We start from the raw sequence: 21593 nt of genomic DNA on the forward strand, positions 1-21593 counted from the left end.
GGGGAGGAACAGGCGTGTCTGCGGGTCCTCCCTGTCGGGTTGGTTTACTGGTCAGTCGGCTTGGCGACGCCGGACTCATCGGACCAGAGCTCGACACCCTTGTTCTTAAGGTAGTTGTCGGCATAGGCGCGACGGCCGCCGGGCTTGGCGGTGAGGTCGCCCATCATGTTGGAGAAGCCGCCGTCGACCTTGATGGCGTCGCCGGTGGTAAAGTCCGAGCGCTTGGACGCCAGGAACATGACGGCGTTGGCGATATCGCTGACCTCGCCGATGCGGCGCGTGGCGATCAGGCGGCTGCGGCTCTTTTCGACCTCGGGGTCGGCGTAGAAGTTGGCCGACATCGGGGTCTTAACGAAGCAAGGCTCGACGCAGTTGGAGCGGACGCCGTAGGGGCCCCATTCGGCAGCCAGCATCTTGGACATCATGTTGACGCCCGCCTTGGTGGAGCTGTACACGCCCGAGAACGTCTCGGGGGAGTGGCTGGCAACGGTCGAGATGTGCACCAGGCGACCCTGGCCGGCCTTGATCATCTCGCGACCAAAGCGCTGCGAGGTGATGAAGTAACCGGTGAGGTTGACGTTGAGCACCTGCTCCCAGTCGCTCAGCGGCAGGTCCTCCATGGCGGCGAAGCGCAGGATGCCGGCGGTGTTGACGAGGACGTCGACGCGGCCGAAGTCGGTGATGGTGGCGTCGACGGTGGCCTGAACCTCGGCCTCATCGGTGGCGTTCATCTTGTAACCCTCGGCGTGGATGCCAAACTCGGCGGCGAGGTCGGCGGCTGCGGCCTTGACCTTTTCCTCGTCCAGGTCGAGCAGGACGACGTTGGCGCCGTTGCGGGCGAACTCGCGGCAAATCTCGACGCCCATACCGCCGAGCGCGCCAGTCACGGCGCAGACATCGCCCTCGAGCTTAAGCCAATTGCTCATAGGAACTTCCCTTCTTGTGCCTCCCGGTGGGTCGCTCCCATTAACCGACCCACGTGGTTTTCGCTGGTTATCGTATGCTTTGCATTTGCGCAGGTGAATTGCATATTTGTTAGAATGGCGTTAACCGTAGGTTTATACTGTGCGATGCAGTTTTTCTCAATCGAGCGCGTGACCTGCCAAAACGACCCCCTGTGGCGCCATGCGTTCACAGGCGCGAAAACGGGAGATTGACGTGTACGATCGACGACTCGAGGCCATATCGGCCGCCGCGGAGCTGGGAAGCTTCTCACGTGCGGCGGCAAAATTGCGCGTGTCGACCCCGGCGCTCGTCAAACAGGTGTCGGGTTTCGAGGCCGAGTTTGGCATCACGTTGTTCGAGCGCTCGCATTCGGGTGTTAAGGTGACGCCGGCGGGCGCTCTGCTGGTGGACGACGCGCGCTCGATCATGCGGCAGTCCGAGGACGCGCTGCGCCGCGCCCGACGCGCGGCGGGCGATGGCGGTGCTGTGCGTCTGGGTGTGTCGATGATGTGCCCGGGGCGCCAAACGCTGTCGATGTGGTCGGGCGTACACGAGCTGGAACCGTCGCTGCGATTTGAGATCGTGCCGGTAAGCGACCTCTATGACGAGCGCGAGACCGTCATGCGCAGCCTCGGTCGTGAGGTCGATGTGGTGCAGTCGAGTTTTTCGACCCCGCGCTGGGGTGACGCCTGCCATAAGCTCCGCATTGTCAACGTGCCGTTTTATATCGACCTGCCGCGCACGAGCCCGCTGGCGCGCAAGAATCGCATTACGGTCGCCGACTTGGAGGGTATGCGTCTGCGCGTGCTCCGCCACGGCAACGACGCTATGGACAGCCTGCGTATCGATCTTTTGGCAGACGGCGGCGTGGACGTGATCGATGTGGATAGCTTCGACTTTGCGCTCTTTAACGAGGCGGAGGAAAAGGGTGACGCGGTGCTCACCTGCGGCGCATGGTCGGGGGTGCACCCGGCCTTTGTGGGCGTACCGTTCCTGTGCGGCCGCGAGGTGCCGGTCTTTTTGCACTATCCGCTCGAGCCGACCCTCCAAGTCCAAAAATTCGTCAACGCCATGGCCCAACTCCTCAAATAGCTCATTTGGGACGGGTTTAGCGGTCCTCGCGTTGCGGGTCGGCTGTCTCGGCTGCCTTTACGCGGTTCTTATCGACGTACATGTTCTTGTCGGCCTGGGAAAAGAGCTCGCGCATCGTAGGCGGTTCATCAAAATCACTGGAAAGCGCATAGCCCACCGCATAGCTGATAGGCATGTCGGGATGAGTCTCGGAATACTCGTTCACGTTCGCGCGAACCCGAGCGAGACAGGACTCCACGGCAGCTCGATCGGTATCTCGCAGCACCGCGATAAACTCATCGCCGCCGTCGCGGCCCACAAAGCAGGTCTCCGACGCCACGCGCCCCAGCTGCTGGGCAAAAGAACGGATGTATTCGTCGCCCTTCTCGTGGCCGAAGCTATTATTGACCGTATGCAGATTGTTAAGGTCGAAGACGCACACCGCAACGGGCGCCTCCGCGGAGACAGGCTGCTCCTGCCCCAAGACCTCCTCGCACTTGTTCTTGTTGGGCAGTCCTGTGGCTTCGTCGAGATAGACTTTGTTCTGCAGTTCGCGATTGAGCGCGGCAGTTCGCACCGCGCGAACAAGTTCGACCGCAAAGGTCGCCACCAAGCCCATGATGTCGATGATCACCAGGCCCTCGAGATAGTTGAGCGCCGACGCCTTCTCCTGAGAGTAGTCCTCTGCGAGTCGCGTAGCATCGTCGCAAATGCCAAAGAACTCCTCGCTCATGGCGATGATGTCGGTGTTCTCATAGCCGACTTCGCGCACGCGGATGATCTCGGTGCAAAGCTCATCAAAATAATTTGCAAGCTCGGTCATCTTTGCCTGATACTCGTCGTCGTCGAGACGGACGAGGTTGAGGTCGTCACTTCCGTAACGCAAACCGTTGATGTATGAATCCACGGCTTTAAGCAGGTCATCTTGAGGCTGGCCCGCGTCCTCGAGCTTAACGATTCGCTGCGTGGTACCGCGAACCAGACCGGCGTAGTTGACCACGCGCGCCGTGCCCTGGATATCGGAGACGAGCAGCATAACATTGATGAAGAAGAAGATGAGAACTGCCGTGAGCACCATCATGAGCAGGCGCACCGCCTGGCCGGCCTTCTTGGCGACAGAAGTATTCACAAGTTCACTCCCCTAAATGACAAAAGAACAGGTAGCACGCAGTGTGCTGAAATTCATGGGTGGTTAACTCTACCATATGGGCCAGCAGCCTCAAACTGCAGCAGACGCTCGTCCAAATTGGCGTGACGCTTGCCTTGTTGTTCTTGACCTGGCCGCGCTATCGGACATGCTTCTGGTCTTGGATCACCATGGGAAAGCTCATCCCGTTTTGTGCGTACAGAGTGGGATGCGGCTTCCCAAAGGTGCCGTTAGGGGAAATCACATCCCGGTTTACTCCCTTGAAATGGGATGCCGTTTCCCGGAGGGGTCCAGCGGGAAACGGCATCCCATTTTGGGCCCGAAAAGTGGGATACGGTTTCCGGCCGGCATGAAAAAGCCTCCGCAGCTCGTGTGGCTGCGGAGGCTTTATTCGTTGCGGCGCATTGTGTTTGGGTCGCTGAGATGAGTCGATTTGCCCCGATAGAGGAGGGCATTGACCTTAGGGTCATGCCCGACGAATGAGCGGCAAATCGGCCATCTCGGCGAGCCGAACTACTCCAGCTCAAACGCTCCGGTATAGAGCTGATAGTAGTATCCGCGCTTGGCGATTAGCTCGTCGTGGTTGCCGCGCTCGATGATGCGGCCGTGGTCCAGACAGATGATTGCGTCGGAGTTGCGCACGGTGGACAGGCGGTGCGCGATGACAAACGTCGTGCGGCCCTCCATGAGCTTGTCCATGCCCGCCTGCACGATGGCCTCGGTGCGGGTGTCAATGCTCGACGTGGCCTCGTCCAGAATCATTGCCGGCGGATCGGCGACGGCGGCGCGTGCGATCGAAATCAGCTGACGCTGGCCCTGCGACAGCTGTGCGCCGTTGCCGGTGAGCATGGTGTCGTAGCCGTCGGGCAGGCGGGTGATAAAGTCGTCGGCGCCCGCGAGTTTGGCCGCCGCGATGCACTCCTCGTCGGTAGCGTCCAGGTTGCCGTAGCGGATGTTATCCATCACAGTGCCGGTGAACAGGTTCACGTCCTGTAGCACGACGCCCAGCGAGCGGCGCAGATCGGCCTTGCGGATCTTGTTGACGTTGATGCCGTCGTAGCGGATCTTGCCGTCGGCAATGTCATAGAAGCGGTTGATGAGGTTGGTGATGGTCGTCTTGCCGGCACCGGTGGCGCCGACAAACGCGACCTTCTGGCCCGGCTTGGCAAACACGGACACGCCGTGCAGCACCTCGTGGTCGGGCGTGTAGCCAAAGTCGACGTTGTCCATGACCAGGTCGCCGCGCAGCGGCACGTACTCAATCTCGCCGGTTGCGCGGTGCGGATGTTTCCATGCCCACATGCCGGTGTGGTGGTCGGCCTCCTCGAGCTGCCAGGTATCGGGGTTCACCTGCGCGTTGACGAGCGTCACATAGCCTTCGTCGGCCTCGGGCTCCTCGTCGATGAGTTCAAAGATACGGTCGGCGCCGGCGAGGCCCATGACCACGGCGTTGATCTGCTGCGAGATCTGACCGATCTGTCCGCAGAACTGCTTGGTCATGTTGAGGAACGGCACCACGACGGCGATGGACAGCGCCATGCCCGAGATGCTCAGGTTGGGCACGCCCAGCGCCAGGAAAATGCCGCCTGCCAGTGCGACCAGCACGTAGAGCAGGTTGCCCAGGTTCATAAGGATAGGCATGAGGATGTTGGCGTACATGTTGGCCTTCTGCGAGACCTCGAAGAGCTTTTCGTTGCGCTCGTCAAAATCGGCCTCGGCGGCAGACTCGTGGCAGAATGCCTTGACGACCTTCTGGCCGTTCATGACTTCCTCGATGTGGCCCTCGACCACGCCGAGCTCGGTCTGCTGCGCAATAAAGAAACGCGCGGAGTTGGAGCCGAGCAGCTTGGTCATAAAGGTCATAAAGGCGACGCCTGCCACAATGACCAGGCACATCCAAACGCTGTAGTACAGCATGATAAAGAACACCGTGACGATGACGATGGTCGTCATGAGCAGGTTGGGCAGCGACTGGCTGATCATCTGGCGCAGCGTGTCGATGTCGTTGGTGTAGTGGCTCATGATGTCGCCGCGCTGGTGCGTGTCGAAGTAGCGAATCGGCAGGTCCTGCATGCGGTTGAACATCTTCTCGCGCAGCTTCTCGAGCGAGCCCTGCGTGACGATGGCCATGGCGCGGTTCCAGAACAGCGAGGACAGGATGCCGACGCCGTAGATGCTGGCAAGGGTGGTCACGAGCTGTGTGATCTTGGGCTGTGCGGCTTCCCAGTCGCCCGACTGCCACGATTCGCTAATAATCTGCAGGGCGCTCTGAAGGAAGGTCGCGCCGATGGAGTTGATGATGGCGCAGAGCACCACGCCGACGACGACGAGGGGCAAAAGCACGGGGTAGAAGCCAAAGAGCGTCTTGATGAGGCGCGACATGGTGCCACCCTTGCGGTTGAGCGCGCGCTCGGCGGTCGTTGCCTTACTCATGTGCCTCGCCTCCTTCCTGGGTCTGAGCTTGTGTTGCGGATGCCTCGGTGTCGGCTTCGACGGCCTCTTCGCCCTCGGCAGACATCTTGTTCTGCGAGGTAAAGGTCTCGCGGTAGATCTCGCTCGTCTTGAGCAGCTCATCGTGGTTGCCGATCTGCGCGATGCGGCCGCCCTCCATGACGATGATGCGGTCTGCATCCTGCACGGAGCTAATGCGCTGGGCGATGATGAGCTTGGTCGTGTTGGGCAGATAGCTTGCCAACCCTGCGCGGATCTTGGCGTCGGTCTTGGTGTCGACGGCGCTCGTGGAGTCATCCAGGATTAAGATCTTGGGGCGACGCAGCAGGGCACGCGCGATGCAAAGGCGCTGCTTCTGGCCGCCGGAAACGTTGGAGCCGCCCTGTTCGATCCAGGTGTCATAGCCCTTGGGGAAGCCATCGACAAACTCGTCGGCGCAGGCCAGATGCGCCGCCTCGCGGACTTCCTCGTCGGTGGCGTTCGGGTCGCCCCAACGCAGATTCTCGGCGATGGTGCCGCTAAACAGCACGTTTTTCTGCAGCACCATGGCGACTTGGTGGCGCAGCGCGTCCAGGTCGTAGTCGCGCACGTCCATGCCGCCCACACGCACGGTGCCTTCGGTGGCGTCGTACAGGCGGGCGATGAGGTTTACAAGCGTGGACTTGGCCGAGCCGGTGCCGCCGATGATGCCGATGGTCTCGCCGCTCTTAATGTGCAGGTCGATGTCGTCGAGCGCCTGGCGTTTCGCATGCGCGGAATACTTAAAGCTCACGTGGTCAAAGTCGATGGAGCCGTCGGCAACCTCGAGCACGGGCTCGGCGGGATTGGCGATTGTGGGCTCGGCGGCAAGCACCTCGGTAATGCGGTGCGCCGATTCGTCGGCCATGGTCACCATGACAAAGATCATCGACAGCTGCATCAGGCTCATGAGGATCTGGAAGCCGTAGGTAAAGATCGAGGAGAGCTGGCCCACGTCGAACAGCGTGCCCTGGCTCGTGATGATGAGCTTGGATCCCAGGTAGATGATGACGACAAACGCGCCGTTGACGCAGATGTTCATCATGGGGTTGTTAAAGGCAAGCAGCTTCTCGGCGCGGGTGAAGTCCATCTGGACGTCGCGCGCAGCGGTCGCGAACTTCTCCTTCTCAAAGTCTTCGCGCACATAGCTCTTAACTACGCGCATGCCGGTGACGTTTTCCTCGACGGACTCGTTGAGCGCGTCGTACTTGCGGAACACGCGGGCAAAGATCGGGCGCACCTTATAGATGATAAAGAACAGGCCAAAGCCCAGCAGCGGAATGATGACCAGGTAGACCATGGCGACGCTGCCGCCCATGGCGTAGGCCATGGCAAAGGCAAAGACCAGCACCAGCGGCGCGCGCACGGCGATGCGGATGAGCATCATAAAGGCCTGCTGCACGTTGTTGATATCGGTGGTCAGGCGCGTGACGAGCGAGGAGCTTGAGAACTCATCGATGTTGGCAAAGCTGAACGTCTGGATCTTGTAGAACAGGTCGTGACGCAGGTTCTTAGCGAAGCCGCAACTCGCATGGCTGCAGGTGACGCCGGCAGCGGCGCCAAAAGCAAGCGACGTCAGCGCGATGAGCACCAAAAAGCCCGCGGTGGGAAGCATCTCGGCTACGGTGGCGCCGTCTTTGATGGCATCGATCAGGTTGGCGGTGATAAATGGAATCAGCATCTCGCAGAGCACCTCGCCAAGCACGAGCAATGGCGTGGCAACAGTGACTTTCATATAGTCGCGGATGCTGCCCATGAGGGTTTTAATCATCCAGTTCCTCCCAGGTTACACGGATTTTCTCGAGCATTTCGGCGAGCTGCTCGCGCTCGTCGTGGGTGAGGGCACTAAAGGCCTGCTCTCTAAAGCGAATGCGGGCTGCCTGCTCAACGCGGGCCTTTTCCCATCCCGCATCGGTCAGGCGGATGGTGAGCTGCCGACGGTCTTTGGGATTGCGACTGCGCTCGATAAGACCGCCCAGTTCGAGCTTGGACAGAATCTCGGAAAGGGACCCCGGCTTGAGGTCGAAGTGCATGCCGAGCTCTTGTTGGGACAGCTCGCCGGTCGGCTGCTTGGCGAGCAGGCAGACGATGGGCGCCTTGCCAGATATGCCGCCGCCGTGAAAATGCATGTAATGGCCGCAAAATCCCAGGCCGCTCAGGATGCGCTTGGCGAGTTTGTCTTCGGCGCTGACCGCTTCGGGTATGTCTACCGGTTGCGACGGGTCGCCGCCGGGCTCATGCGGAAGGACGAGTGGTTCAACACACATATCTAAGCTTCGCTCCTTTCTTTAGTTAGGTAGAGTAATTGTTTTGTGCCTAACTAATTTAGGAGCGTGAGAAACCAATGTCAAGGTACCAAACTTATTAAGTTACGGCGTTTTGCCAAACGCCGTAACCGCTCGACGCTGCAAACGTTCCTAAGCGAGCAAGGTGGCGTTCAATCGTCGGGCATGGCCACAAGGCCTATGCCCTCCTCTTTCACGCCACCTTGCTCGCTTAGGAACGCTTTCGCTGTCCGTCCTCAATCTGCAGCGCTGCCTGGGTTGGCATTTGAGTGATCCGTGGGGGACGGAGGATAACGGATCATTTTGGGCTGCGGTGACACCCTTCCGAAGCTGCTTTGCCCAAAACTATGCCGGATTACTACGATGAATTCGAAATCTCAGACCTCGGCATTGTTTTTCGGAAAATCACAAGCTGTCTACCTGCGGTTTTGCTGGAGTGCAATTTGTTGTGGTTGGAGACTGGCGGTTTATCGTAGTAATCCGGCATAGTTTTGGAATGGTAGTAAATAGGTGGCAGCTACTGTGCCGCTACTGCCGTGATTTGCCTTCCATTTCCGAAACCTTTCCGCAACAATGTGCTCTTCGCGACCCTAGTGACTGCTCACGACGCCTCCTGCGCTACACTTAGTCGCACTGTGGCGCTGCTGCGCCGTGCCCGAACCAAGGGAGACCCTCATGAAGAACACTCAGCTGCTGCTGATCAACGATATGTGCGGCTACGGCAAGGTTGCGCTTTCCGCCATGCTGCCGGTGCTGTCGCACATGGGCTACCGCATCCACAACCTGCCGACGGCACTTGTGTCCGATACGCTCAACTATCCCAAGTTCTACATCCACGACACCACGGAGTACGTGCGCCAAAGCCTCGCCATCTGGGAGGAGCTCGGCTTTGAGTTCGACGCCATCTCGACCGGCTTTATCGTGACCGAGGAAGAGACGCGCATCATTTCGGACTTCTGCCATCGTCGCGCGCAAAAGGGTACCAAGGTGTTCGTCGACCCCATCATGGGCGACAACGGCAAGCTCTATGCGGGCGTGCCCGAGTCCACGATTGGCCTTATGCGGCATCTGCTGGAGTGCGCAGACTACGCGGTGCCCAACTATACCGAGGCATGCCTGCTCACCGATACGCCTATCGCCGAGCAAATCACGCCCGACGAGGCCCGCGCCCTTGTGGACGCCGTGCGCGAGCTGGGTGCCAAGTCGGTGGTCATTACGAGCGCCGTGGTCAATGGCACGAACGCGGTTATCGGTTACGACCATGTGGCGGGGGAGTACTTTACGATTCCCTTCGAGCTGATTCCGGTCTACTTTCCGGGCACGGGCGACACGTTCTCGGCGGTGCTCGTCGGCCGCGTTATGGCCGGTTGGAGCCTGCAGCGCGCGACGAGCGATGCCATGCGCGTGGTAGCGGAGCTTATCGAGCGCAATGCCGACCAGGAGGACAAGTCGGCCGGCCTTCCCATCGAGGCCTGCCTGGATGTGATCGACCATGAGTAACGCTGGCGAGAACGGCGCCAGGCCTGCGGGCGGGGGCAAGCCGCTCGGCGCGCCGCGTGGAAAGCGTCCACGTATCCGCGTGAGTTGCGTGGACCAGTTGGGCACATGCCGCTGCCATCACGGGCACAAGCCGGGCGACGTTTTTGACTTCGACCGAGACCGCGGCAAGATGTGCGCCATGGCCTGCCATGTGGGCTTTCCCTATATCGATATCTTGCGCTATGGCGGAACCGTGCCCGGCAACGAGCCTGGTACGGCAAAGTTCTGCTGCCCCGAGGTCGATACGCTGAACGTCTGGCTTGCCGAGATCGTCGACGAATAGTCGAGCGCAATGTGACAAAGGGACAGTTCTTTTGTCACATTCGCCGGTGGTGCCCCTTCTATTATGCTTGTAATCTCAAATCTCTGCATTTCATCCGATTTTAGGTTCTAAAAATTCTGCGTTTCATCGATAATCAAGCGTATAAAACTTTGCATTTCATTTGATGACACTGAGGGGAGAGCCTATGCTGCGCAGGAAAATAGCTGCAGAGCTGGAGCGCTGGCTGAAGTCTGCCGAGCAAAAGGCCTTATTCATTACGGGTTCTCGCCAGATTGGCAAAAGCTATTCGATTCGCGCATTTGGCAAAGCCAACCATGCAACCTACATCGAGCTTAACCTCATGGAAAATCGCCAGGCAAAAGATGCTCTTCTCGAAGCGCGGGATGCCGATGATTTCATCAGCAGGGTGACGCTTCTTTCGGGAAAGCCGATAGCGCCAGGCAAAACGCTCGTGTTTATCGATGAGGTCCAAGAGGCCCCCGACATCATGACGATGGCAAAGTTCCTTGTTGAGGACGGGAGGTGCCGCTGGGCGTTTTCGGGGTCAATGCTTGGGACCCAGTTCAAGGGTGTCAGGTCCTATCCCGTGGGGTATGTCCACGAGCTTAGGATGTTCCCGCTCGATTTTGAGGAGTTTTGCTGGGCAACCGGGGTGAGCGAGGGGGCTCGCCAAACGATACGCGACGCGTGTATCAGCGAGAAGCCCATTCCTGGTTACATTCATGACGCGATGATGGCAAACTTCAGGACCTATACCGTTGTCGGCGGAATGCCGGAGGTCGTGCAGCGTTTCCTTGACACGCAGGGCGACCTTGCCTCTGTTCGTCAGCTACAGTCCGAGCTCAACGAACAGTACCGACGGGATATTTCCAAGTATGCAAGCGGGCGTGCCCTTCAGGTGCAGAGCATCTACGATCAGCTCCCCATTATGCTTGAGGGCGAACACAAGCGTTTCGTGCTCAATTCCATTGACCCCAAGGCGCATTATGAGAAGTACCAGCGAGATTTTGTCTGGCTTGTCGATGCCGGCGTTGCTCTCAAAGCCGATATCGTAACCGAGCCAAAGTCGCCCCTGCTCAAGACGGCACGGCCATCGCAGTTCAAGCTATACCAATCGGATACGGGCATGTTGATGGCGCGCTACCCCGTTGGAGTCGCCCAAGCGGCGTATCTTGATAGCAAGGAGCCCAATCTGGGCGGCATTTACGAAAACGTGGTGGCCCAGCAGCTGGCTGCCCAAAATCGCCAGCTTTACTACTATCAGACAAAAAAGCGCGGTGAAGTGGACTTTGTGGTCGATGGACCGGATGGGACGGCTGTTCCGATCGAGGTTAAATCGGGCTCCTATTACCACGCGCACGCTGCGCTCGGTCATGTGCTTGATACGGCTGAATATGGCGTAAGGCTCGGGATTGTTTTCTCGAGAGGCAACGTTGAGCGCAACGGAGCGGTTCTCTATTTGCCGCTATATGCGACCTGGGCCCTTTCGGATGTTTTGGGCGACTCCTGTGCCAAGGGGATTAAGCTGGAGGTCAAGCCGGTCTAGGGTCGGTCCCGGATGTGGCAAAGGGGCAGTCCCTTTGCCACATCCATGAGCGTGGATTTTCTCCCGTTTAGAGCGCACTCGAACGCTCAAAGTGGGAGAAAATCCACGCTCGTTTCGCGCCGAAGGCGTGGCCCGCGGCCTCGCTTGCCTACAGTTGCTCGAGCATAGCGGTGCAACCGGCGAGCACGTCGCGGTACGTGGCATCGAAATTGCCGGTGTACCAGGGGTCGGCCACGTCGCCGGGGCGCTCGGCCCAATCGAGCAGGCGCGTAATCTTGCCGTCGGGGTCGTCGCCAAAGATGCGACGCAGGCCACGCGCGTTCTCGGCATCCATATAGACAATGTGATCCCAGTCGCCATACTCCGCGCGACGCACCTGGCGGGCACGGTGCGCAACGACGGGAATCCCGACTTCACGCAGCTTGGCGACCGTGCCATGATGCGGCGGGTTGCCGATCTCCTCAGTTGAGGTCGCAGCGGAGTCAATGACAAACTCGCCCATGCGCCCAGCGCGGTGCACCAGCTCGGTAAACACCGACTCGGCCATCGTCGAGCGACAGATATTGCCGTGGCAGACAAAGAGAACGCGGTGGACGGGCTTTGGACTATTCATGACCAGCTCTCTCCAAACGAAGCCAAGTACGACGCATTATCGAACGGCGTCCCTAGGCCCTGACGATGCCAGCGAGCGCGACAGGTTCATGCTGGGAATCTCGATTATGCGCCAGAACGCAACGGAGACGAGCATGCTTGCGGGCAGCGAGACCGCGGCAATCGCGAGCGGGTCGACAATCCCGAGCCTGGGCAGCAGGGCAACGAGCGCACCGATGACAATGGCGTGGGTAAGGTAGAGGCTGTACGACACCTTTCCCAAAAAGACCATGGGGGCCGCAGAGAGCGCACGGCGCGTGAACCCGTCGGCGATCGCGACGACAACCACCACCAGGCAGGCCGCGTTCATGGCGGTGGACTTCAACGCCTCGAGGACCCCGCCGGGATGCCACACGAGCGAGAGCTCGATAACACCAACGGAGGCTACAAGCAGCGCCAGCTCGGCCAGCATTGAAAGCTTGACGGCCTTGATTTTGTCGAATCGCCGGGCCACCATGACGCCAAGCCAGAACATCAGGCAAAAGCGCAGCGGAAAGTAACCCGTCCAGTGCGAGACAAGCACCGCAATAAAGGTCGCAACAACCGCCAGACCCGTCCGGCGAATCTTTGATATGCACCAGATGGCCAGCGGAAGCGTCAAGCTAAACCAGAGCTCCCAGCTCATGGACCAGACGGGAGAGTCAACGCGGACGAGCTGCGCGCCAAAGAGGTTGTTGACGCCATCGGACACGTTGAACAGCACGTCGAACTGCATGAGGATGTCATGAACCGCAGTGGGAAGGCCCGCGTCGTAGGCGACGGCAAGCGCGGAGCGCGACGTGGACCCCAGGCGCCATGCCACGTAGCCCGCAGGAAGGGCCAGTGCAATCGCCGCAAACAGCGGCACGCAAAGGCGGACGACCCTTCTTGGGTAATAGCCAAGCCAGTCGTACCCGCCGTTTCCCATGTGCTTAAAGGGAACAAGAGACAGCACTATGCCAGACAGGATGAAGAACACCATAACCGACGCGGTGCCAGGGAAGAGGCTCGGACCCCCCGCGCCAAACGGCTTGACCATGATGTCGACGTGGTACAGGAACACCATCAGCGCTCCAAGCCCTCGCAGGCCGTCAAGCGACAAGACGCGCTTCTCGTGAGCAGGCATCGTCACCCCTTCCTTTGTGCATTCGAGCAGAATATCTCATTATATACCCTCATGGATTTAGCGTACATTTTGACGAGCCAGACCCCCAAATCGGGCGGATTCGGGGGTCTGGCTCATGTGCATGTTAACGGCGGCGTGCAGATTGTCTACGGCAACATGGCATCTAACTACGCAACTCAGATGCGCGAGCTGTTGGGTATGGAGTAAACGCCCCACATATCTATAAAATCCGGTATAAAAGGCGGCGGCAGACAATGAACTGGCGCCGCCTTTGAGTTACCCCACGCGCATTTCGTGTACTTGAAATACACGAAATAGTAGAAAAGCGTGTATCTGAAATACACGAAATTGCACTGCCGGAGCTTGCAGGCGGATAAACACTGCTCGTATGGGACGGTTTTCACCGGTTGCTCGCCACCTTGGGCTATATTCGCCCCTATGCCTGCATCTGGGGCTGTGCTGATTGACGACGGCGCTCCCAGCGAGCCAACTTAATCGTCACCAGCGTAAGCACCCAGGCCACAAGCGAGAACGCGGCACCCACTGCGCCTACATATGCAATGCCAACGCTGCTTACCACGGCGCCGCCCACTGCGGTGCCAAACGAGATGCCGACGTTAAACGCCATGGGCTCAACCGAACTTGCGAGTACCATCGACTTGGGATGGCGGCTGCGTGCCACGTCCATAAAGTGCGTGATGCACGACACCGAGAACAGGTACATGAGCAGCGCCAGGCTAAAGACAAAGACCAGCGCGAGCGGCATGGTGCCGCCCACAGCAAACAGTCCTAGTAACGCTGCAGCCTGCAGCACAAACGTCACGAGTAGCGCCTTCATGCCAAAGCGCGCATCGATCCATCCGCCCAGGATGTTCGAGATCAGGCAGAACACGCCGTAGGCCATGAGCGTGGTACTGGCTTCGACCGTGCCCATGCCCAGCACCTGCTCAAGATAAGGCGTCACGTAGCCGTAGAAAACGTAGACCGACCCCACGCCAAACAAAAAGATGAGCATGCCGGTGATGATGCTCGGCTCGCGTAGCAGACCCGCCTGCTCGCGAAAAGTGGCGGGCTCGTCGGTTTGCCCAGCGCGCGGCATAAACGCCACGAGCGCTCCGCAGATCAGAACGGCAAAGGCCAGCGTGCCGTACATGGCCACGTGCCAATCGAGCGTGTCGGCCACAAACTTGCCGATCGAAGTGACAAAGACCATTGCCACGGAAAACGCACCATATACCACCGAGATGGCAAGCGAAGTTTGCTGCGGAGACAGAAGCTCGGGGATGTACGTCACGCCCACGGCGAGCAGTGCGCCCGAGACGGAGCCCAGGATGATGCGCGAGATGAACAGCACCTGGAAGTTGGGCGCCAACGCCATGACCAGGTTGCCGAGCACAAAGACGATGCTGTAGCACACGAGCAGCTGGTAGCGGCGAAAACGCCCCGTGCTGAGCGCGAGCACCGGCGTCGAGATAGCGTAGATCAGTGCGAACACGCTAATAAATTGGCCTGCGGTGGCAAGCGATACGCCGAGTTCCGTCGCCAAGTCACTTTCGATGCCGATGACCACGAACTCGGAGCAGCCGAGCGAGAATCCCAACAGCACGAGCAGCGCCAGGCAAAGATTGGTGCGCGCGGGGGAGAGCGCGGCGGCGGTTGATGCTGTTGTGGACGAAGTTACGGTGGTCAAGGCAGTTGCTCCCATGTTGCGCTATATGAGCTGGATTCAATCCCTGCAACTCTAACAGAATGTGACAAAGGGACAGCCTCTTTGTCACATTCGCGGCGTGGCTGCCGCCTAAACCGTCACAACATTCGATGAAAATCTCGAAAACGAGGAAAAACGTCGAATGTTGTGACGGTTTTCGTGTCCGGCGCGGGTGAGCTTCGGTGCCGTCTGGGGGTATAAGACTAGCGAGTGTTTATTTGCGAGGCCTAAGGGGCGCCCCGTATGGATATCGATAACTTTGAATGGTGGTATAGCGAGGGCGAGGCTCCGGACGAGGAGTGGGACGAGCCCGCGTCGCGTGACGTGTCGAGCGACGAGGACGAGACCGGCAACGATGCCGCTGTCGAGCCTGATGCCGCCTCCGATGCCGCCGAGCCCCTGACCTTTGAGCAGGCTTGGGCCCAAGCCGAGGCCGATGAGGCTAAGGCCGATGCCACGGCCACACTCGGTGAGCCGGCGGACATGTCCATCTCGCCGGCAAAGATCCCGCAGCCGCGTCACACCATCGACCCCGACAGCACGGCATCCTTCAGCATTCTCGACGTGCCCGCGCAAGGCGCCCAGGCGCCTGCGCCCACACATCGCCCCGACCTGGCTCGTGAGGAAGACGCGGGCCGCCGTTCTCCGCTCGGCCCCATCCTCATCGCCTTCATGGCCGGCGTTATCGCCTGCTCGGCAATCGGTAGCGTTTGGAGCCATGTCGAGCAGCAGCGTCAAGACGCCGCCAAGGTCGAGATGTCTGTCGAGCAATCGCTCAGCCGCACGCGCTCGGTACATGTGTCGGTCGAGGTCAAGGACGGCGCGATGTGGGACACCGCGCGTGGCGACAGCCAAATGCTCATCCACATCGTGGGGCGTACGCTCAAAGGGCAGACGATTGACGAGTATCAATACGTCAATTCCGCTGGTGACGGCATCGAGCTCAAGCCCGGCGACTACGAGCTCACCGTCGACGAACCGCCCGTCGCCACCGACGGCACGCGCTTCCGCGCCTCAAAGCGCATGGTCCCCGTGAGCTTTAACTCACAGGCGCCCGACACGGTCGACACCACACCGCAGGGTGGGTTCGACCTTTACGTGGATGCCCAGTAGGCGCTCGCCACTCATTCCGCTATGGCTACTCAATAATCGCCTGCCGTCCCGTCTCGCCGCCAAGAGTGGGACAATAGCCCTCGACACTATTGTTTACTTTTGGAGGAAGTAGCATGTCTACTGTCACTACCATCAAGCGCGGTGGCCTCACCGCGGCCATCGATTCCATGGGTGCCCAGCTCACGAGCCTTGCCCTCAACGGCAACGAGTATCTGTGGCAGGGTGACCCCGCCTTTTGGGGCAAGCATGCGCCCATCCTGTTCCCCATTGTGGGCTCGCTGCGCAACAACACGGCGACGTCTGCGGCCGGCACCTGCGAGATGCCGCGCCACGGACTCGCACGCATCGTCGAGCACAAGCTGGTCGAGGTTTCGGAGGACGGCTCCTCGGTAACGTACGAGATCACCGACACGCCCGAGTCGCTCAAGGCCTTTCCGTTCCACTTTAAGCTCAACATGACCTATGCCCTGACCGGCGACGCCACCCTCACGCAGACCTTTGCCGTCACCAACACCGGCGACGTGGACCTGCCGTTCTCGGTGGGCGGCCACCCCGCGTTTAACGTACCGGCTCCCGGTGCCGAGGACGAGGCATTCGAGGATTACGAGCTGGCGTTTACCGAGGCTTGGACTAATGAGGCTCCCATCATCACGCCCGACGGTCTTATGACGTTCGAGGGTAGTTACAAGGCTCCCGATAACTCGGACGTGCTGCCCATCACGCACCGCAGCTTCGATAACGACGCCATCATGTTCACCGATACCCCGGGCTCCACGCTCACACTGCGCGGCCGCAAGTCGGGCCACGGCGTCAAGATCGACTTTGAGGGCTTTAAGTACATCGGCGTGTGGTCTGCCGCCAACGACGCTCCGTTTGTGGCGCTCGAGCCCTGGACCGGTCACACCACCATGGACACCGAGGACGACGTCTTTGAGCACAAGGTCAACACCATCACCTTGGCTCCCGGCGCTACCGATAAACGTAGCTTTAGCGTCACCTTGTTCTAGAGGTTCCGCCGTTCTAACGAACGGCGGACCGGTCGACGCTGCGCGCCACCCAGAGCGACAATTTGTCATTCAAAAGGCATGGCATGACCAGAAGGTCTATGCCGTGCCTTTTTCATGCCAACTTGTTCGCTCTGGGCGGCGCTCGCTGGCATTGCCAAAACATCGACGCTCCCAATGACTACCGTGTGTCTATTAATTTTTCGAGCTTGTGCTGCGCTGCTGGTCGCTGGCGTATATCCTGTTAAGTCGTCAGCATACGATTCAACAGGGAAGGCAGATTATGCATTCTCCCCATCAACGCGACGCGCATCCACAGCCGGTATGCAGCCGTCGCATCTTTTTGGGTAGCGCTCTCGCTGCGAGCGCTACTGTCGTCGCCGGCGCACTTGCCGGTTGCCAGCGCCCCTCCACGCTGGAAGTAGTTCAGCCCACGACGGGTGGCGGTCGCGACGACCTGTCCGATTCCGTTATCGGCAAGGATAAGATCCGCATTGGCATGGAGGCGGCCTACGCCCCGTACAACTGGCAGGTTTCCGAAGCCAGCGAGTACACCATCCCCATCGACAACGTGCAGGGCGCCTATGCCGATGGCTACGACGTGCAGATCGCCAAGATCGTCTGCAAGACCCTCGGTGGCGAGCCCGTTGCCGTCAAGCAGAGCTTTTCGGGCCTTATCGATTCGCTCAACAACGGCCAAATCGACCTCATCATCGCCGGCATGAGCGCCACGCCCGAGCGCGAAGAGTCGGTCGGCTTCTCCGACCCGTACTTCATTGGCTACTTTGGCCTATTCGTAAAAGAGGGCTCGCCCTACCAAAACGCCACCAAGCTTAGCGACTTTAGCGGTGCCACGGTGCTCGGCCAAAAGGACACCATGCTCGACACCGTCATCGACGAGATCCCGGGCGTTGTGCACAAAAACCCGGTCGATTCGGTCCCCACGGTGTTTTCGAACCTGCTGCAGGGCACCTGCGACGCCGTGACCTACAACACCGAGAACGAGAAGGGCTATATGGCTCAAAACCCGGGCATCGTTCCCATTCATTTTGCCGAAGGCGAGGGCTTTAAGCAGGAGGTCGCGGCAAACGTCGGCTGCCGCAAGCGCTCGGACAAACTGCTTAAGCTCATCGACAAGACACTCAAGGGCATTAGCCAAGAGGAGCGCGACCAAATGTGGGACGCGTGCCTCGACCGTCAGCCGGCATAGGGAGGCAGCATGAAAACCGTCAATCGCCTGGCCTCCTTTATTAAGGCCGACCACCGTTATGTATACCTGGGCACGAGCGTTATCGCGGCGCTCGGCCTGGCGTTTAGCCAGCGCAACCCCACGCCGCTGAGCTTCTTGGCCCCCACCGGTATCTTCCAGGATTGCCTTTGGGCGATTCTTTGGGCCTGGATTGTCGTGTCGGCGGCGGCGCTGGTCACCAAGCTTATGCACTGGAGCGACTATCGCGTAAAGTCGCCGTTCGCCTCCGAGCGTTTCCGCCGCGGCGCGCGCCTGGGTAGCTATGTTGTGGTCGCCATCGCAGCGATCTTTTTCGTGGACCGCTGCATCATGTCGTTTATCGACCTGGTGCAGGTGAGCATTGTCTCGGATTCCAACCCCAGCGACTTTTTGTCGAGCCTGGTCTACATGACCTACAAGAGCGGCGACTTCTTCATCCGCGGCATCGAGATCACCATCGCGCTTGCCACCTTCGGCACCGTCATCGCATTCTTCCTGGCGCTGCTCTTTGTGTTCCTGCGTATTCAGACCTTCGACCGCGTGGACAACGACCTGGTGCGCTTCTTTAAGAGTATCGGCCGCGGCTTTGCGACCATCTATTCCACCATCGTGCGCGGTACGCCCATGATGGTCCAGGGCCTACTCATCTATTACGCGGGCTTCACCGTTTTGCGCGGCATGGGCTTCGAGACCGCCCAGGCCAACCAGATCTGGAGTACCTTCACCGCCGGCCTCGTCACCATCTCGCTCAACTCCACCGCCTACATGATGGAGGTCCTGCGCGGCGGCATCGAGTCCATCGATCCCGGCCAGGCCGAGGCGGCGCGCTCGCTGGGTCTGTCGCAGTGGCAGGCCATGCGCAAGGTCGTGTTCCCCCAGGGCATTAAAAACGCGATTCCGGCGCTCACCAACGAGCTCATCATCAACATCAAGGATTCGTCGGTGCTCTCGGTCATCGGCGTGTTCGACCTTATGTACGCTACTACCACGGTCGCCGGCGTGTACTACCGCCAGATGGAGGTCTACTGCGTGGCGCTCGTGGTCTACCTGATCCTGACGCTCGTGGCGAGCCGCCTGCTCGAGGCCTTTGGCAAAAAGCTCGGCGCCGAGGCTCCTGCCACGCTGCCCAGCTCTAACTAGGCTTAAGACGAGGAGAATCATCATGGCAGATACCGCCATTACCGGCGTTGCAGCCGCCGCACAGATCAATGAGCCGCTCATCCGCGTCGAGGGCCTGCGCAAGAGCTTCGGTTCGCTCGAGGTGCTCAAGGGCATCGACCTGTCCGTCAATCCTGGCGAGGTCGTCACCATCATCGGCGCTTCGGGTTCGGGCAAATCGACCTTCCTGCGCTGCCTCAACCTGCTCGAGACCCCGGACGCGGGCCACATCTGGTTCCACGGCCAGGACCTCACGGCCGAGCGCTGCAACATCAACAAGCTACGTGAGGACATCGGCATGGTGTTCCAGGGCTTTAACCTGTTCAACAACATGGACGTGCTCGACAACTGCACGCTCGCGCCCGTCACGCTCAAAAAGATGGGCAAAGATCAGGCCGAACAGGTCGCGATGGAGCATCTGGCAAGCGTGGGACTCGAAAAGTTCGCACACGCCGCCGTGGGTCGCCTGTCCGGCGGCCAAAAGCAGCGCGTGGCCATCGCCCGCGCCTTGTGCATGAACCCGCAAATCATGCTGTTCGACGAGCCGACCTCTGCGCTCGACCCCGAGATCGTGGGCGAGGTGCTCGAGGTCATGCGCAAGCTCGCTGCTGACGGCATGACCATGGTCGTCGTCACGCACGAGATGGCCTTTGCCCGCACGGTGTCCGACCGCGTGGTCTTTATGGACAAGGGCGTGGTGCTCGAGGATGCCGCGCCGGCCGAGCTCTTCGGCAACCCCAAGCACCGGCGTACCCGCGAGTTCCTCTCGCGCTATCTCGAGGACAAATAACCGACCGCAAACGCTTATGTGGCAGGGCCGCTCCGGTGGGGCGGCCCTCGTCATCACAATCGAAAGGATGTCATGGCCGAGGTTTGGCGCTTCTTTGCGCACGAGGATGATTTTGCCGATATCGACGAGGTCGGCGCGTGCGAGCGCCTGGGCCGCGTGCTGTCGTTTCCGACGATTTCGAGCATGGATGCCCAGACGGTGGACTGGCAGGCGTTTGCCGACCTGCGCGCCTATATGCAGCAGGCCTGGCCGCGCGTGTTTGCGGCGGGCGAGGTCGAGCTCATCGACCATTCGCTGCTCGTGACGCTTGCCGGCATCGACCCCGTCCTCAAGCCGGTCATGCTCATGGGCCACATGGACGTGGTTCCCGTGGTGCCGGGCACCGAGACAGACTGGACGCACAATCCCTTTAGCGGGCACGTGGACGACACCTATATTTGGGGTCGCGGCGCCATCGATATGAAAGACCAGGTCGCAGGCATCCTGGAGGCCGTTGAGTATGCGCTGGCGCACGGCTGGCAACACGAACGAACCCTGCTGCTGGCCTTTGGCCAGGATGAGGAGACCACGCAGTGCGGCGCGGGTGCCATTGGCCGCGTGCTCGAGGAGCGCGGCGTTGAGCTTGAGTACCTGATTGACGAGGGCGACTATCGTATCGTTGAGGCTGCCGAGTACGGCGCAGGCGAGGGTTGGCTTATGCATGCCGATCTTGCCGAGAAGGGCTATGCCGATATCGTGCTCAGGACGAAGAGCGAAGGCGGGCATTCTTCCAACCCTTACGGCGGCACGTCGCTCGAAGTGCTCAGCCGCGCTATTGCCGCGATTTGCGATATCGAGTGGCCGGCGCGTGTGACCGACCTGCTTGCCGCGCAGCTCGTCGAGCTGGGGCTTTATACCGCATACGAGATTGCTGCCAGCAAGGATGCCATCGTGCGCGACTGCCTCGCCAGCAAAAAGCTGTACCCGCTTGTAACCACCACCTGCGCGCCCACGCAAATCGAAGGCGGCAGTACCGGTGCCAACGTAATGCCGCAGGATATGTGGGCCAATATCAACTTCCGCATGCTCGAGGGCACGAGCGTGGCCGATGTCGTGGCCTGCTGCCGCGAGGCCGTTGCCACCGCTGGGCTCGCTGGCCGAGTCGAGGTCGAGCTGGGCCCCGGCAGCTCCGAGCCCTCGCCGTCCCCGCGCGTGGGCGGTCCGGGGCTCGAGGCCGTTCGCGCCATCGCCGCCCGCTATTTCCGTGATCCCAAGGGGACGGAGGAAAACGGATCGTCTGCGGTGGGCCAAGAGCCGATCAGCATCGTGCCCTCGACCGTGATTGGCGCAACCGATGCCGCCAACTACCAGCGCATTTGCCGCGAGTGCATCCGCTTCTCCGCCTTTGTGGTCGACGATGACGAATGCGACCGCGGCGTCCACGGCACCAACGAGCGCATCACCCGTCGCGCCTACCTCCAAGGCACCCGCTTCCTCATCGCCCTGCTCCGCACGCTCTAGAATGTGACAAAGGGACTGAGCCGATTTCATCGGTAATGAGACAAAAACTGT

At 60.1% G+C, this 21593-nt stretch carries 19 protein-coding genes; 11 read left to right on the top strand and 8 right to left on the bottom strand.

All coding sequences use genetic code 11. From position 1 onward, the window contains the following. Positions 1 to 44: 44 nt before the first annotated feature. Positions 45 to 926 (bottom strand): SDR family oxidoreductase, encoded by an 882-nt coding sequence (locus AAAX72_RS06190; protein ID WP_349129578.1) that lies wholly within the window; start codon positions 924 to 926, stop codon positions 45 to 47. Positions 927 to 1158: 232 nt separating this feature from the next. On the opposite strand from AAAX72_RS06190, the gene AAAX72_RS06195 reads away from it, so the two are divergent. After that, on the top strand, positions 1159 to 2037 hold the full coding sequence (locus tag AAAX72_RS06195) for a LysR family transcriptional regulator (RefSeq protein WP_349129580.1): 879 nt from the start codon (positions 1159 to 1161) through the stop codon (positions 2035 to 2037). Positions 2038 to 2053: 16 nt separating this feature from the next. Here AAAX72_RS06195 and AAAX72_RS06200 read toward each other — a convergent pair whose 3' ends face one another. The 4 genes from AAAX72_RS06200 to AAAX72_RS06215 all read right to left on the bottom strand — a co-directional run bounded on the left by AAAX72_RS06200 (position 2054) and on the right by AAAX72_RS06215 (position 7899). After that, on the bottom strand, positions 2054 to 3145 hold the full coding sequence (locus AAAX72_RS06200) for a GGDEF domain-containing protein (protein WP_349129582.1): 1092 nt from the start codon (positions 3143 to 3145) through the stop codon (positions 2054 to 2056). Between the two features lie 531 nt (positions 3146 to 3676). Continuing rightward, positions 3677 to 5596: an ABC transporter ATP-binding protein gene (locus tag AAAX72_RS06205; RefSeq protein ID WP_349129583.1), complete on the bottom strand. Its 1920-nt coding sequence runs from the start codon at positions 5594 to 5596 to the stop codon at positions 3677 to 3679. Continuing rightward, a complete protein-coding gene (locus tag AAAX72_RS06210) occupies positions 5589 to 7403 on the bottom strand; it encodes an ABC transporter ATP-binding protein (protein ID WP_349129585.1) in 1815 nt (604 codons plus the stop codon). Before AAAX72_RS06210 ends, AAAX72_RS06205 begins: the two co-directional genes overlap by 8 nt. Further along, the gene (locus AAAX72_RS06215) at positions 7396 to 7899 is read right to left on the bottom strand and encodes a MarR family winged helix-turn-helix transcriptional regulator (RefSeq protein WP_349129586.1); all 504 of its coding nucleotides are present in this window, start codon (positions 7897 to 7899) and stop codon (positions 7396 to 7398) included. Before AAAX72_RS06215 ends, AAAX72_RS06210 begins: the two co-directional genes overlap by 8 nt. A 693-nt stretch (positions 7900 to 8592) precedes the next feature. On the opposite strand from AAAX72_RS06215, the gene AAAX72_RS06220 reads away from it, so the two are divergent. The 3 genes from AAAX72_RS06220 (at position 8593) to AAAX72_RS06230 (ending at position 11285) form a co-directional block, all read left to right on the top strand. Then, positions 8593 to 9417: a PfkB family carbohydrate kinase gene (locus AAAX72_RS06220; RefSeq protein ID WP_117843253.1), complete on the top strand. Its 825-nt coding sequence runs from the start codon at positions 8593 to 8595 to the stop codon at positions 9415 to 9417. After that, positions 9410 to 9739, top strand: coding sequence for a TIGR04076 family protein (locus AAAX72_RS06225; protein WP_349088742.1), 330 nt, complete (start codon positions 9410 to 9412; stop codon positions 9737 to 9739). The genes AAAX72_RS06220 and AAAX72_RS06225 overlap by 8 nt, the downstream gene beginning before the upstream one ends. 184 nt (positions 9740 to 9923) lie before the next feature. Beyond that, positions 9924 to 11285: an ATP-binding protein gene (locus AAAX72_RS06230; RefSeq protein ID WP_349129587.1), complete on the top strand. Its 1362-nt coding sequence runs from the start codon at positions 9924 to 9926 to the stop codon at positions 11283 to 11285. A gap of 148 nt (positions 11286 to 11433) precedes the next feature. Here the strand turns inward: AAAX72_RS06230 and AAAX72_RS06235 are convergent, their stop codons facing one another. After that, complete coding sequence (locus tag AAAX72_RS06235) at positions 11434 to 11898, bottom strand: low molecular weight protein-tyrosine-phosphatase (protein ID WP_349129589.1); 465 nt, start codon at positions 11896 to 11898, stop codon at positions 11434 to 11436. Positions 11899 to 11934: 36 nt separating this feature from the next. After that, the gene (locus AAAX72_RS06240) at positions 11935 to 13041 is read right to left on the bottom strand and encodes an acyltransferase (RefSeq protein WP_349129590.1); all 1107 of its coding nucleotides are present in this window, start codon (positions 13039 to 13041) and stop codon (positions 11935 to 11937) included. Positions 13042 to 13110: 69 nt separating this feature from the next. Here AAAX72_RS06240 and AAAX72_RS06245 point away from each other — a divergent pair, with 69 nt between their 5' ends. After that, complete coding sequence (locus AAAX72_RS06245) at positions 13111 to 13248, top strand: hypothetical protein (RefSeq protein ID WP_349129591.1); 138 nt, start codon at positions 13111 to 13113, stop codon at positions 13246 to 13248. A gap of 229 nt (positions 13249 to 13477) precedes the next feature. On the opposite strand, the gene AAAX72_RS06250 is transcribed toward AAAX72_RS06245, so the two are convergent. Further along, positions 13478 to 14731, bottom strand: coding sequence for an MFS transporter (locus AAAX72_RS06250; protein WP_349129592.1), 1254 nt, complete (start codon positions 14729 to 14731; stop codon positions 13478 to 13480). A gap of 261 nt (positions 14732 to 14992) precedes the next feature. On the opposite strand from AAAX72_RS06250, the gene AAAX72_RS06255 reads away from it, so the two are divergent. From AAAX72_RS06255 to AAAX72_RS06280, 6 genes are all read left to right on the top strand, one after another. Further along, positions 14993 to 15862, top strand: coding sequence for a hypothetical protein (locus AAAX72_RS06255; protein ID WP_349129593.1), 870 nt, complete (start codon positions 14993 to 14995; stop codon positions 15860 to 15862). A 113-nt stretch (positions 15863 to 15975) separates the two neighbouring features. Beyond that, positions 15976 to 16869: an aldose 1-epimerase family protein gene (locus AAAX72_RS06260; protein WP_349129595.1), complete on the top strand. Its 894-nt coding sequence runs from the start codon at positions 15976 to 15978 to the stop codon at positions 16867 to 16869. Positions 16870 to 17149: 280 nt separating this feature from the next. Further along, positions 17150 to 18076: a transporter substrate-binding domain-containing protein gene (locus AAAX72_RS06265; protein ID WP_349129597.1), complete on the top strand. Its 927-nt coding sequence runs from the start codon at positions 17150 to 17152 to the stop codon at positions 18074 to 18076. Between the two features lie 9 nt (positions 18077 to 18085). Beyond that, on the top strand, positions 18086 to 19234 hold the full coding sequence (locus AAAX72_RS06270; protein WP_349129599.1) for an amino acid ABC transporter permease: 1149 nt from the start codon (positions 18086 to 18088) through the stop codon (positions 19232 to 19234). A gap of 22 nt (positions 19235 to 19256) precedes the next feature. Continuing rightward, positions 19257 to 20042: an amino acid ABC transporter ATP-binding protein gene (locus AAAX72_RS06275; protein WP_349129600.1), complete on the top strand. Its 786-nt coding sequence runs from the start codon at positions 19257 to 19259 to the stop codon at positions 20040 to 20042. A 72-nt stretch (positions 20043 to 20114) separates the two neighbouring features. Further along, positions 20115 to 21542 (top strand): M20/M25/M40 family metallo-hydrolase, encoded by a 1428-nt coding sequence (locus tag AAAX72_RS06280; protein WP_349129602.1) that lies wholly within the window; start codon positions 20115 to 20117, stop codon positions 21540 to 21542. Positions 21543 to 21593: the final 51 nt, after the last annotated feature.

The organism is Collinsella sp. CLA-ER-H8, from assembly GCF_040092335.1.
Lineage (GTDB): Bacteria > Actinomycetota > Coriobacteriia > Coriobacteriales > Coriobacteriaceae > Collinsella.

What these genes read in the sequence shown, in the direction of transcription:
- AAAX72_RS06190 (WP_349129578.1), bottom strand. Translation starts at nt 926, where the DNA reads ATGAGCAATTGGCTTAAGCTCGAGGGCGATGTCTGCGCCGTGACTGGC.
- AAAX72_RS06205 (WP_349129583.1), bottom strand. Translation starts at nt 5,596, where the DNA reads ATGAGTAAGGCAACGACCGCCGAGCGCGCGCTCAACCGCAAGGGTGGC.
- AAAX72_RS06210 (WP_349129585.1), bottom strand. Translation starts at nt 7,403, where the DNA reads ATGATTAAAACCCTCATGGGCAGCATCCGCGACTATATGAAAGTCACT.
- AAAX72_RS06215 (WP_349129586.1), bottom strand. Translation starts at nt 7,899, where the DNA reads ATGTGTGTTGAACCACTCGTCCTTCCGCATGAGCCCGGCGGCGACCCG.
- AAAX72_RS06220 (WP_117843253.1), top strand. Translation starts at nt 8,593, where the DNA reads ATGAAGAACACTCAGCTGCTGCTGATCAACGATATGTGCGGCTACGGC.
- AAAX72_RS06225 (WP_349088742.1), top strand. Translation starts at nt 9,410, where the DNA reads ATGAGTAACGCTGGCGAGAACGGCGCCAGGCCTGCGGGCGGGGGCAAG.
- AAAX72_RS06230 (WP_349129587.1), top strand. Translation starts at nt 9,924, where the DNA reads ATGCTGCGCAGGAAAATAGCTGCAGAGCTGGAGCGCTGGCTGAAGTCT.
- AAAX72_RS06235 (WP_349129589.1), bottom strand. Translation starts at nt 11,898, where the DNA reads ATGAATAGTCCAAAGCCCGTCCACCGCGTTCTCTTTGTCTGCCACGGC.
- AAAX72_RS06240 (WP_349129590.1), bottom strand. Translation starts at nt 13,041, where the DNA reads ATGCCTGCTCACGAGAAGCGCGTCTTGTCGCTTGACGGCCTGCGAGGG.
- AAAX72_RS06255 (WP_349129593.1), top strand. Translation starts at nt 14,993, where the DNA reads ATGGATATCGATAACTTTGAATGGTGGTATAGCGAGGGCGAGGCTCCG.
- AAAX72_RS06260 (WP_349129595.1), top strand. Translation starts at nt 15,976, where the DNA reads ATGTCTACTGTCACTACCATCAAGCGCGGTGGCCTCACCGCGGCCATC.
- AAAX72_RS06265 (WP_349129597.1), top strand. Translation starts at nt 17,150, where the DNA reads ATGCATTCTCCCCATCAACGCGACGCGCATCCACAGCCGGTATGCAGC.
- AAAX72_RS06270 (WP_349129599.1), top strand. Translation starts at nt 18,086, where the DNA reads ATGAAAACCGTCAATCGCCTGGCCTCCTTTATTAAGGCCGACCACCGT.
- AAAX72_RS06275 (WP_349129600.1), top strand. Translation starts at nt 19,257, where the DNA reads ATGGCAGATACCGCCATTACCGGCGTTGCAGCCGCCGCACAGATCAAT.
- AAAX72_RS06280 (WP_349129602.1), top strand. Translation starts at nt 20,115, where the DNA reads ATGGCCGAGGTTTGGCGCTTCTTTGCGCACGAGGATGATTTTGCCGAT.